Annotated in this window: 11 protein-coding genes; 4 read left to right on the top strand and 7 right to left on the bottom strand. The window is 63.0% G+C overall.

Annotated elements, in window-relative coordinates:
• Window positions 1-27: 27 nt before the first annotated feature.
• Complete coding sequence (locus ABIE00_RS14595; RefSeq protein ID WP_354261419.1) at window positions 28-618, top strand: hypothetical protein; 591 nt, start codon at window positions 28-30, stop codon at window positions 616-618.
• Window positions 615-1,013, top strand: coding sequence for a hypothetical protein (locus ABIE00_RS14590; RefSeq protein WP_354261417.1), 399 nt, complete (start codon window positions 615-617; stop codon window positions 1,011-1,013). The genes ABIE00_RS14595 and ABIE00_RS14590 overlap by 4 nt, the downstream gene beginning before the upstream one ends.
• Before the next feature lie 43 nt (window positions 1,014-1,056).
• On the opposite strand, the gene ABIE00_RS14585 is transcribed toward ABIE00_RS14590, so the two are convergent.
• Window positions 1,057-1,557 carry a hypothetical protein gene (locus ABIE00_RS14585; RefSeq protein WP_354261415.1) on the bottom strand — a complete coding sequence of 167 codons (501 nt, stop codon included), beginning with the start codon at window positions 1,555-1,557 and terminating at the stop codon, window positions 1,057-1,059.
• A gap of 51 nt (window positions 1,558-1,608) precedes the next feature.
• On the opposite strand from ABIE00_RS14585, the gene ABIE00_RS14580 reads away from it, so the two are divergent.
• Together ABIE00_RS14580 and ABIE00_RS14575 are read left to right on the top strand one after the other, a co-directional pair.
• Entirely contained in the window at window positions 1,609-1,869 is a 261-nt protein-coding gene (locus ABIE00_RS14580) for a helix-turn-helix domain-containing protein (protein WP_354261413.1), read from the top strand.
• 58 nt (window positions 1,870-1,927) lie between these two features.
• Window positions 1,928-2,218, top strand: coding sequence for a hypothetical protein (locus ABIE00_RS14575; RefSeq protein WP_354261411.1), 291 nt, complete (start codon window positions 1,928-1,930; stop codon window positions 2,216-2,218).
• Here the strand turns inward: ABIE00_RS14575 and ABIE00_RS14570 are convergent.
• The 6 genes from ABIE00_RS14570 to ABIE00_RS14545 form a co-directional block, all read right to left on the bottom strand.
• Window positions 2,196-2,612 carry a hypothetical protein gene (locus tag ABIE00_RS14570; RefSeq protein WP_354261409.1) on the bottom strand — a complete coding sequence of 139 codons (417 nt, stop codon included), beginning with the start codon at window positions 2,610-2,612 and terminating at the stop codon, window positions 2,196-2,198. The genes ABIE00_RS14575 and ABIE00_RS14570 overlap by 23 nt on opposite strands.
• Window positions 2,613-2,763: 151 nt before the next feature.
• Entirely contained in the window at window positions 2,764-5,988 is a 3,225-nt protein-coding gene (locus tag ABIE00_RS14565) for a type I restriction endonuclease subunit R (protein ID WP_354261407.1), read from the bottom strand.
• On the bottom strand, window positions 5,985-7,091 hold the full coding sequence (locus ABIE00_RS14560; protein ID WP_354261405.1) for a PDDEXK nuclease domain-containing protein: 1,107 nt from the start codon (window positions 7,089-7,091) through the stop codon (window positions 5,985-5,987). Before ABIE00_RS14560 ends, ABIE00_RS14565 begins: the two co-directional genes overlap by 4 nt.
• Window positions 7,088-8,182, bottom strand: coding sequence for a restriction endonuclease subunit S (locus ABIE00_RS14555; RefSeq protein WP_354261403.1), 1,095 nt, complete (start codon window positions 8,180-8,182; stop codon window positions 7,088-7,090). The genes ABIE00_RS14560 and ABIE00_RS14555 overlap by 4 nt, the downstream gene beginning before the upstream one ends.
• Window positions 8,179-9,807: a class I SAM-dependent DNA methyltransferase gene (locus ABIE00_RS14550; protein ID WP_354261401.1), complete on the bottom strand. Its 1,629-nt coding sequence runs from the start codon at window positions 9,805-9,807 to the stop codon at window positions 8,179-8,181. The genes ABIE00_RS14555 and ABIE00_RS14550 overlap by 4 nt, the downstream gene beginning before the upstream one ends.
• The gene (locus ABIE00_RS14545; protein WP_354261399.1) at window positions 9,808-11,847 is read right to left on the bottom strand and encodes a hypothetical protein; all 2,040 of its coding nucleotides are present in this window, start codon (window positions 11,845-11,847) and stop codon (window positions 9,808-9,810) included.
• Window positions 11,848-11,865: the final 18 nt, after the last annotated feature.

The following is an 11,865-nucleotide window of genomic DNA, read 5'->3' as shown; positions in this document are numbered from 1 at the left end:
TCGATGACATGGGGGACGTGGAGGCGCATGAAGTGGCGTGAGGTGTGGGGTGCTGTCCTTTTGGGCACTGCCGCTCCGGTGGCAGGATGCGGTTTGGCGTTGGAGTCGGCGGACCGCGCAGCTGCCAACCAGGGGCTTCTCCTCTTTGTCGGGGTGCGGGCTTCCAACCTGGTTTACGGGCTGATGATCCTGGCATCCTTCATCGCGGCCGCGGGCCTGATCTTCCTCATCCCGGCAGTAATCCGCCGGATTCCCCGCAAGGCGCTGAGGCTCGGCGTTGGCTGGACGGCTGGGCTGGCAGTCGCGGCGGCCGTGCCCTACCTGGGCATCATCCTGATCTTCGCGTTCCTGGGTGCTGTGGGGATCGGCGACGATGTGAGGATCACGGCCGGGGATGGATCATCCGTCCTTATTTCCCAGGACGGGTTCGATGGCGACCGTGTCATCATCTATGCACAGCACGATGAGTACCACTACAAACGGGTCCGTAACGCACCGGAGATCGCCGGATGGCCGAGGGTCAAAGACCAGGACTGCCGGCTGGAGACCGGCGAGGCAACAACACTGACCTGCGGAGGCGTAGCGCTCACCGTCGACCAGCAGACACCCGGTACATGATGGAAGTGTCACCAGCAGGCCGCCGATGGGTTTGGACCCTTGCCTGGGTCCTGCTCGTGCTCACCTCGATGATTCTGATCAGTTACGGGATCATCCGCTCCGATTGGCATATCGAGCTCCCGAATCCGGCCGGGCAGGAAGAGATCTGGATCGGCAGCCGCTACATCTTCGCCGGAAGCGCGCTGACCTTCGCGGCCGCCACCTGGTCACACGTCCGCGGCAACCCGGTGTGGGTGAGCGTCTGCGTTGGGCTGCCGGGGATTCTGGTGGGCTGGGCGGCTCTGGAAAATCCGTACAACCTGATGCGCCACTTGGCCGCCGTTGTGTCATTTCCCCTGGCCCTGGGAGGCATTGCTGAGGTCATCTGGGCGCGCGGCCGCCGGCAGCGGCGATAGGACCACCCAGCGAGTCGCTATCAGCGCATTGGCTGCCTGGCATCTATTTCCGGGCAACAACCCTGAGCGTGATCGGGGGAGTAGTGAGCGCTCCGCCGCACTGTTCCGACCCGCCCACTCTGGTCCACACGAGATCGTTCTCCTGTTCGGCCAGGACTGACTTGTCCAGCGCCAGCGCCCGGACGGTCACGTGCTCCGGCAACCCTGGCTGGGAGATGCTGAATGACCAGGTATCCGCGTCCGTACGCGTGCCAAGAAAGGCAGCCGGGGGAGTGGCCGGGGTGATTGGGCCAGGCGTGCTGGTATCCGGGAAAGTTGGTTGTACAGACTTTATGGGAACGGGTGGACCGTAATCAGGCAGTCGCCGGGAGCACCCATGATCACTGCATAGCTGCACTTCATCCATGGCGGCGGTGTTGCCTTCAACGTTGACGGTGATGATGTTGGCGTACCCGATTGCCGGGCAGACGGCGGTGCAGCCGGTCGTGGGCAGCAGGGATGCAAGGAGCACCGTTACTCGCAGGATCCCCCACCCCGTCTTCATGGACCGAGTCTACGACCCGTAGCAGCCACCAACCCCGCATAGGATGACCGGGTGACTGACCAACCGAACCAGCCCCGTTTCCTGACTCTGGCGCAGGTCGCTGAAGAATTGAACGTGAAGCAAAGCCTCGTGCAAGGGCTCATCAGGACAGGTGAGCTGCGCGCATTTCAGGTCGGTGGACGGGGCATGTGGCGCATTGGCCGCCAGGACGTCGAGGACTACATCGATCACGCCTACCGGCGGACCGCCGAGCGCATCGCGGCCGGCGAGCTCACGGACGACGCTGAGGCAGACACCGCCGCGGGGGAGTAGCCAGGACACGCCCGCGATCGTCCGCAATCCTGTCAGTGCCCGGGAGCACGATGGAGGCATGACAGCTCCAACAGTGGAAGCGGCCATCCATGAGTTGATGGATCTCGCCTGGAATCTTGTCTACGACCTGCTCGATAAGCGCGGCCTGCTCGGGGACGGATTGTTCGTCGAAGAGTACACCGGCATCCACTCCTGGCTCGACGGGCCGGTCCGGTACACGGTGGTTCACTCGTGCGAGGTTGCTGTGCTCTTTGTGGACACCCGGCCGGTGGACGTTATTACCTTCCACCATGACTTGCTGGGGGCTGATGATCCGGACAACTTCTTCAGGCTTCCTGATGGTCGCTGAGGCCGTTACTCTCCGAGACTCCGTGACGCCTGTTATAGCGGAAGTAGGCGACGTCTTTTCCTATCGCGAACCCTATGGCGGACACCGGAATGCATACCAGGGCGAGCCCGCGCCAAGGGGCTGGGAATAGGAGCAACAGGCCGAGTTCAGCCAGGATCAGACCGTAAATCAGCCACATGGGTCCACGGATACCCGAGAAGAACCCTACGGCGCCACTTGTCAGGAGTCCCACTGCCACGACCACGATAGACGGCACAAGCGCTTCGCGCGGCACGACCCCGGCGATCACGATCAACAACAGCACCAGAAGTACCGCTGGGATGAGCAATTGCAGCCAGAAGTCGCGGGACTCACCAGAGCCACGCCGTCGAGCGGATTCATGCTTGTTCATCATTTTTCCCCGTGACTCATTTTCCGGTAAGCAAGAACCTGGCTACATCCAGTCCATGGCCCCATGACTACGCGAGACACAGTGTCTCATTGCGGGCACGATGCTGTACCAGGCCCATTGGAGTTCAACGCGAGGTAAACGGCGACTCTGCTGCCTACAGTCGCGCCTCCGCGTACCGGGGCGCCATGGACTCCATCTGCTCCATGACCAACTTGATCGCCTCGGGCTGCTTGTCCGGCGGGTACCCGAAGCGGACAAGGAGTCGCTTGATCGAGGACCGCAGCTTGGCCCTGACGTCATCGCGTACCGTCCAGTCCGTCCGGACGTCCCGGCGCATCACGGACACCAGTTCCCGGGCAATGTCAGCGAGTATCCCTTCGCCCTGAACCTCAACCGCTGACTCGTTCGAGGCCACGGCATCGTAGAACGCAAGCTCGTCCGAGTTCAGAGGGGGTGTGAAGTGCGCTCCGCGGTTGCCTTCAGCTGCGACCTCGCGCGCCAACTCCACCAGCTCGGCAATGACTTCCGCCGACGTCAGCTGCTGGTTGGTGTACTTCCTCATCAGCTCGGTGATGCGCTCGGAGAACGCCCGCTGGCGGATTACGTTGTTTCGTGTTGCCACAGCCGACTCGTCGGCGATGAGCTTCCTCAACGCTTCAATGGCCAGCTGAGGATTGCGCGCCTGCTGCGTCTTCGCGATGAACTCCGGCGTCAGATCATCCAATGAGGGCTTCGGCATGCCGGCTGCCTCGTAGATGTCCAGCACTTCGCCGGAAGACGTTGCCGACGCTATCAGGTTGCCGAGCAGCCGCTGGATCTCCTCGGGCACCGGCTCGCCGCTGGCCTGCCGGTCTGCGGCGTCGAACTTGGCCATGTACACCCGGGTCTCCTCGTAGACCTGGATCTCCGGCCGGAGCTCGGCCAAGGTGTCCGAGCCAGAACACAGCGCCCACGCCCGCGACAACTGGCCCGAGTGCCGCCGGTATTTGGAGGCCAGCGTCTCCTCGCCGTCAGCCGGGCGGTTGCCTGGGGTTTCAGGGCTTCGCAGGTAGTTGGCTGCGCCTGTGGCGGCGCTGACGAAGGCTTTGGGGCCGCCTCGCATAAGTACAGATTTCCAGTCGTAACCGGCGAGCAGGCCGCGCAGCGTTTCCACCAGCGTCACCGTCAGTCCAATGGCCTCGTCCACGTTCCGGCCGACGGGCTTGTTCGCCTGATCATCCTTCGTGTATTCGCCCAGGGCCTTGGCCAGGTTCTCGGCCAGCGGCGCATACGCGACCAGCAATCCGTCCTTCTTGCCGCGGAAGGTGCGATTCACCCGGGCCAGTGTCTGCATCAGCAGCGCGCCCTTCAGCGGCCGGTCCAGGTAAAGCGTGTGCAGCGGCGGGGAATCGTAGCCGGTGAGCATCATGTCCTTGACGATCACGAGCTCCAGCTCATCGTCGACGTCCTTCAGCCGTTCTTTGACCGTGGCATTGGCGGAGTCGCGGCGCACATGGTCGGACACGGGCGGGACATCGGTGGCGTCACCCGAGTAGACCACCTTGATCTTGCCCTTCGAGAGGTCGTCTGAATGCCAGTCGGGCCGCAACTCCACGATCGCCGTGTACAGCTTCGCGCAGATCTCCCGCGTCCCGCCGACGATCATTGCTTTGCCCGGCGCCTCGATGAACTTGCCCATCTGGGCGCGCCGGTTCTCCCAGTGCGCCACCAGGTCTTTTGCCAGTGCGGCTATGCGCTGCGGTGCGCCGTACACAGCGTTTACGACGGCGACACTCGCTTCAAGGCGCGCCCGCTCTGTGTCGTCCAGGCCCAGGGTGGCTTCGTCGGCCGCCTGGTCCAGGATCTCCTCCGTGACCTCGGACGCCAGGCCGACCTTGATCAGCCGCGGCTCGAAGTACACCGGCACCGTGGCGCCGTCCTCCACTGCCCGGGATAGGTCGTAGATGTCGATGTACTCACCGAACACCTCCCGCGTGTTCCGGTCGTCGAACGAAATGGGCGTGCCTGTGAACGCGATCAGCGTCGCGTGGGGCAGGGCGTCCCGCAGGTGCCGGGCGTAACCGTCAAGGTCGTCATAGTGGGACCGGTGTGCCTCGTCCACGACCACGATGATGTTCCGCCGGTCGGACAGCAACGGGTGCTCTGAGCCGGCATCCTTTTCTGCCTTGCTGCGGCCGAATTTCTGCAGGGTGGTGAAGTAGATACCGCCGGTCGTGCGGTTGCTCAGTTCTTCCCGCAGCTCGGCGCGCTTCCGGATCTGCTTGGGTGATTCGGCCAGCAGCAGGCTCCGATCGAAGCCCTCGAACAGCTGGCCGTCGAGCTCGTTGCGGTCCGTGATCACCACGACGGTCGGGTTCTTAAGTTTGGGATGCCGGGCGACCAGGTTGGCGTAGAGCTCCATCTCCATGGACTTGCCGGAGCCCTGGGTGTGCCAGACAACGCCGGCCTTGCCGTTGCTTTCGACTGCCTCGACGGTGCTGCCCACGGCCTTGGTTACGGCGAAGTACTGGTGCGGCTTGGCGATGCGCTTCATGAGCCCGTCGGAGCCGCCGTCGAACGCGGTGAAGTTGCGGGTCAGCTGAAGGAAACGCTCCTGGTTGTACAGGCCGTTGAGGGCGGTCTCCATTGACGTGACGGCGACGCCGTCCTCCATGTAACCGGGAGCGACCGGCAGGCCGTCGTCGTCGACGTTCCAGGGCGAGAAGTGGTTGAGGGGTGTGAACGGCGTGCCGTACTTAGCATGGATTCCGTCCGAGGCCAGCGTGAAGACACAGAAGCGAAACGCCATGGGGAATTCACGCAGGTACGTCTGCAACTGGGCGTGCGCCGAGGCCACATCAGCCGTAGCGCTGCCGGCCTTTTTCAGCTCGATGACACTCACCGGCATGCCGTTGCAGTACAGCACGACGTCGAAGCGACGCTTGTAGTCGCCCTGCACCAGGGTGACCTGGTTGACGGCGAGCCAGTCGTTCTGGTCCGGATCCTGGTTAAGCAGGTGGATGGTGGGATTGGCCTCATTGCCGTCCACGTCGATGTAACTGAGCCGGTAGCCGTCCACGAGGTAGTTGTGAATGCGGTGGTTTTCGGTGATGGCGTCGTTGGACTTGGGCGAGGCGATCTCGGCGAGGGCCTGCTGCAGGTACTGCGCGGGAACCGTTGGGTTGTACCGCTGCAGGGCAGCGAGCAGCCGGGGACGGATCAGAAGCTCGTCCCAGGTGTCCCGCTCGCCCGTGCCGGGGGCGATGGCCTGCCCGGACAGCGGCCTCCACCCGAGCGGCTCGGCCAGGAGCTCAAGGGCCATGCCCTCCCATTCGGCTTCGGAAAAGGCTACGGCTGGTGCTGATGTCACGATGGATCCCCCTTTTGGACCGGACGTCATTCTGGAATGTCCTGCGATAGCTCGGCTTCGAGCTCGCGGATGCTGGGCAGGCTGGCGCTGAATTCCTCGGGCAGCGACTTGACCACGGTGTCTGTCCATTCGGCGACCCCGATCGGTGTTTTGTACCCCCGGAGCGCATATTCGGCGACCACGTTGTTCTTCTCCTTGCAGAGCAGGAGGCCGATAGTGGGTTTGTCATCGGCGTGGGCCAAGAGGTCATCAACGGCGGCCATATACATGCCCAGCTGTCCGAGAAAACCGGGTTCAAACTTGGTCGCTTTGAGTTCAATGACCACGTAGCAGCGAAGCTTGAGGTGGTAAAACAGCAGGTCAGCGAAGAATTCCTCGCCATTGATTTCAAGCCGAACCTGCTCGCCGACAAAGGCGAAGCCCTGCCCCAGCTCCAACAGGAACTTCTCGACATGCTGGATCAGCTGGTGTTCAAGTTCCCGTTCGTTGCGGCGGTCGGTCAGCGACAGAAAGTCGAAGACGTACGGATCCTTTAGAGACTGCTGGGCAAGGTCGGAGTCCGACTCCGGCATGGTCGCCGAAAAGTTGGTGACTGCCTGGCCTGAGCGCTCGTGGAGTTTCGTCCCGATCTGGTGGACCAGGACGTTGCGTGACCAGCCGTGTTCGACGGCGGCAGTGGCGTACCAGAGGCGGGACTCGGGGTCGTCGAGCTTCTGGATGAGCGCCAGGTGGTGGTACCAGGGCAATTGTGCAAGCGGCGCTTGCACAATTGCCTCGGCCGGCCACGTCTCGGCGAACGCACGCATGTACTTCAGGTTTCGCGGCGAGAACCCGGAAGCACCCGGGAACTGGCTCTTCAGATCAGCTGAAAGCCGATCGATAATCCGGGCACCCCAGCCGTGGAGGCTCTGCCGGTCCAGGATGTCCTGCCCGATGGCGAAATAGCTGGCCAGCAGCTCCTGGTTGGCAGCGCTGATGGCTTTGGACCGCCCGGTGCTGACCTGCCGGGTGACGGAGGCGAGCAGCTCGGGATACCACGCCGGCATGGAACTGACTGCCGGTGTGGTCGGAAACGACGCGTCTGTGGCATGCTTTCGCCGTCCTGGCTGGATCTCGCCCCCGTTCCCGCTCATACGCCAGCCTCCTCCAAGACCTTCTCGGCGTCCCTGACTTGCAGCTTGCCGGAGATCAGCTGGGGGAGGAGGGTGTCCCGCATAGCCGCGAGGTTGGTGCTTTCCACCTCGGCAGCCAACGCCCGGCGCCACAGCCCAGCCATCAACTCGTTGTTCAAGAGAATCACGTCAGGGGCCGGTGCAGCTACGAGCTCATCTAGATGCTTGCGCTGGATGTGTCCCATAGTGGTTGCCTTGTCAGCAGCAATCGCTTTGAACTCTTCCAGCTTGTGACGGAGCAGCTCATGAACAAGCCAGACAGGATAACCAGTCTTGGGTATGACCTTGAAGATGTGCTGGTTGATGATCCCTTCGGGGCGGAACCAACGATGGAGAGTCAATGAGCCAGACCAAGCGAAGAGTAGGTCGCCTGGCCGTGCAAGGTGCTGATCATCTACATCAATGTCGTTGTAAACGGTTGAGCCACTGATCCCGGAGTTGAGTTCTGCGATGCGGATAACAACCCGACCCGTGCCGTTCGCGTTTTTCGTGAATGCTTTGCCGTTAACGAACTCCGCGGTCTCCGATAAGGGAATCATTTGACCACTCGTCTGGCTCATAGATCTGAAAATAGCGTGTGATAACTGGTCAGCGGTGCTAAGGAGTTTGGTGTTGGCGGCGATCTTGTCGTCAAGCGCCCCCAGCACCTCTGCTATCGCCTGGCGATCGGTTAATTCCGGTGGATCAAAGTGGATCGAGCCGAGGATCCCTTGGTTAAGGAGTGGCTGCCCTGATCCAGAACTTCTTCCATTGAGGGCCAATGTCAACAAGGCGTAGTACCAATAGCGAACGTCACTGGACTCTTTGGAAGAACAAATGATGGCGTTATCCGTCACCCAAGCGTCCGATTCAGAGTAGAAAAGACTCCCGCAGTACGATCCCACACGGCCGATGACGATTAGTGGCCCTTGGCCGTTCACTGATTCTGACCGGCCGATCTCTCCGTTGGAACCGAAAACGGCAAAACTTCCATCGTCATTTCGGCTCGGAGACGTCTTGCCATTTTTGAATTCGAGAAACTGGCTTAGCGTGCGCGAGCTGCCGTGTGTCATGAAACCCTCCCCAGTTGCTCGCGTACAACAGCCGAAAGCCGCTCGGACTCGTCGAACTGCCCGAGCAGCTCGGTCGAAAGCCGGGCGATCTTGTCCTCTATGGGCTCGCCGTCGTCTTCGACATCGGCGGCACCTACATACCGCCCCGGTGTCAGCGCGTAGTCTGCTGCCTTGATTTCAGCAAGAGTGGCGGAATAGCAGAAGCCCGCTTCGTTGGTGTACGTCAGGCCTGCGTCGACTGCCGAAGACGTACCCCGCCAGGCGTGGTAAGTGTTGGCAATCTTGGCGATGTCCTCATTGGACAACGCGCGCTCGGCGCGGTCCACCATGTGGCCGAGATTCCGGGCGTCGATGAAAAGCACCTGCCCGGTGCGGTCTACGGAGCCGTTCTTGCCGGCGGTCTTGTCCTTCGCGAAGAACCACGTGCACACGGGGATGCCGGTGCTGCGGAAAAGCTGCGTGGGCAGCGCCACCATGCAGGAGACCAGGTCCGCTTCGACAAGCTGGGCGCGGATCTCGCCCTCGCCCCCGGAGTTGGAGGACATGGAGCCGTTGGCCATGACCACGCCTGCGCTCCCGCCCGGCGCGAGCTTGGAGATGATGTGCTGGATCCAGGCGTAGTTGGCGTTGCCGGCCGGGGGCACGCCGTACTTCCAACGCGGGTCGGACTCGGAGCGGGCCCAGTCTTTGATGTTGAAGGGCGGGTTGGCCATGATGAAGTCCGCGCCGTTGTTCCCGGTCAGCTCGGGGTGCTGGTCGCGGGCGAAGGTGTCGCCCCAGCGTGACGCCAGATTGGCGTTGAGGCCATGGATGGCGAGGTTCATCTTGGCCATCCGCCAGGTGCGCTCGTTGAGCTCCTGGCCGTAGACGGAGATGTCCGAGCCTTCCATGTTGTGGGCCTCAAGGAACTTTTCGGCCTGGACGAACATGCCCCCGGATCCGCAGCAGGGGTCGTAGACACGGCCGCTGTGCGGTTCCAGTACCTCTACCAGTACGCGAACAACGCCGGCGGGGGTGTAGAACTCGCCGCCGCGCTTGCCCTCGGCTTTGGCGAACTTCTCCAGGAAGTATTCATAGACCTCCCCGAGCAGGTCGCGGGCCTTGCTGGCGCCCTGCCCCGTGAACCGCGCGGAGTTGAACAGGTCCAGCAGTTCGCCGAGGCGGCGCTGGTCCACGTTGTCCCGGTTGTAGATGCGGGGGAGCGTGGCCGCCAGTGACTTGTTGTCCGTCATAATGAGATCCATGGCCTCATCGATGAGCAGCCCGATTGATTTGGGGGCGGCGCCGTCCATCGCACGCAGGCCCTTCGCGTTCTCCGCCAGGTAGTTCCATCTGGCCTTCTCGGAGACCCAGAAGACGCCGCGGCCGGTGTATTCGTCGACGTCGTCGATCAGCTGGGCGATCTGCTCCTCGTTGAGCCCGTCAGCCTCCAGCTCGGCCTGGATCTGCTCACGGCGCTCATCGAACGCGTCCGAGACGTACTTCAGGAACACAAGCCCGAGGATCACGTCCTTGTACTGTGAGGCATCCATGGAGCCGCGCAGTTTGTCCGCGGCCTTCCAGAGTGTGTCCTTGAGTTCCTTCATGGTGGACGGGGCGAGGTCCACCTTTGATTTCGGGGGCATCTATTCAGTTCCTTCTATTGGTGCGGCGTTTGGAGATGGGTGTGTCAGGGTGAGGCTTCCGCCCGCTACGCCGTCCGTAAACAGGGTAGCGAGTTCTTCTAATCGTTCGAGGCGCTGGCGGGCCTGGTGCTGTTCGTGTTGCAGCCCGGCAAGGACCTGCACGAGCGGCTGCCGTTGAGCGTCCGGCGTGCGGCGCAGCCGCCAGCTGCGCCATGCTTTGTCGACTGCGGGGAGGCTGTTGATGTCAGCGGCCACGACGTCGGGCACGAGACCGCCGGGATCGCCGTCATCGATCCTTAGGATGCGGGCAGGAAAGACGACGACGTTGCCGCCCTCATGGTCGACTCTGGCGGCGGGCCGCGGACTGGTGCAGAAGACGACGTCACCGGGCTCGGTGAGGCGTCCAGTGGGGCACGCGGCGGCGAAGTCCAGGAGGCTGATGAACCGTGGTTCCGCGCTGTGGGGATCGCGCAGCTCCTGGCCGCCGAGGATCCTGCTGCCTTCCCTGGGGTTGAAGCTGCTGTCGTCAAGCCGGTTGCCATTGACGTACCGGAGATTTCCGGCAGCGATCAGTTCCTGGACAGATGCTGTGCCTGGCCGGTTGTCGTGTGCGCTGGGCTGAATCGCGGGGAGTGCCGTGGGCCCGGACTGCTCCTGCGATAGGAGACGGATGAGTTCCTCGATCCGCAGCGCTGCCTCGGCTCCCCCTGCTGACGTTGGGCGCCTCTTGACCGGCGGAACCTCGACGAGGGAGCCTTTGCCGGCGAGAAGGACGCGGGTCTGCACCAGCCGGGCAAATCGGAAGGAATGCGCACGAATGGTGGCACGGGTACCCATCGAGGCGACGATGTCGCTGATCAGGTCCTGCCTGACATCCGGGGTCAGCGGTGTTGTGCTCAGGTCGGCGACCATGGTCCAGCGCTCTCCGATGGGCACCTCCGCGTAGGACGGTCCTAACACCCAGAGGGCCTGGGGTTCCCGCGGTTTCGCGGGAAGGAGGCCCGCTTGGAGCCTGACCACGGCACGGATCCTTCCGGAGCGCAGGAGGTCCGAGCGGAGCCGGCCCGAATCGCCACTAAGTGGGTCGCACAGCAACCGGGCCGGGGCGATCACCACGGCGCGCTGGCTGTCATCCATCTGAAGCACGGTGTTCTCGATGGCTTCAAGGATTTCCGTGGTGCCAAGTCCTGGATCGCCGGGGGAGGGGTACTGTGCCACATGGACGGCTGCCCCGTTGACCGAGAAGGCTCCCTGGGCGTCGATTTCCACGTGTTCGCTGTCGGCCCCGTGCACCGTCAGGCGGCGGCGGGCAAGGCGTGACGGGCCCCCGTCGTGGTCACCAGTGAGCAGGGTTAGCGGAGAGGACTCGCCGAACTGCAGGACGATGCGGAGCATCACGTCGCTGCCGCCCGGCGTCGCATCGACAAACGGTGGGGCGCCGTCCAGTGTGGATTTCAGTTCCATGGCAGCCGATGCCACAAGATCCAGCGCCGTGTCCGTCAGAGCTGTGTCGGATTGTTCGCGCAGGCCCTCCCGGAACCGTCCGGACAGAAGCTTCTCGAAAGCAGCCGGCGCGCTGAAGGCACTGTCCGCGAGCCTGTCGGCGAAGCTGGCCAGCCCGTGGAGGTCGGTGCCCAAGGCCTCAAGCTCGGCGTAGAGGAAGAGATCGTCCGGGTCCGCTTCATCGGCGGCGTCAAGCAATTCGTCCGTGGTGCTTCGACTGAGTTCTTCGCCGGTGATTACCTTCAGGGCGAGCAGCGAGGTCAGGCCGTCAAATATTTGGCGGCCGCTCTGTGCTTCCGCACTGGCGGATGCCGTCATTCTGGCGAAAGCCGCGACGTCGTTCCGCGCCTCGGGGTTGTTGCCACGGCCTGTTGCCTCGAGCCAGGCGGTGACGTCGCCGGCATCGAACAGCTCGACGCCTTTGATGTGGCCGGCTGCTGCAGGGAACGGCAGCTGGCCGCCGCTGCTCCGCTTGCGCCACATGGAGACCACCGGCCGCTGGACCTTCGCGAGGGCAGCAACATCGGAGAGGGTCATGCGCAAAGATCCCGTGGA

It is taken from the genome of Arthrobacter sp. OAP107, assembly GCF_040546765.1.
In the GTDB taxonomy this organism is placed as follows: Bacteria; Actinomycetota; Actinomycetes; order Actinomycetales; family Micrococcaceae; genus Arthrobacter.
The sequence above is the reverse complement of the archived record's forward strand: the minus strand, read 5'-3'. Positions and strand labels throughout refer to the sequence as shown.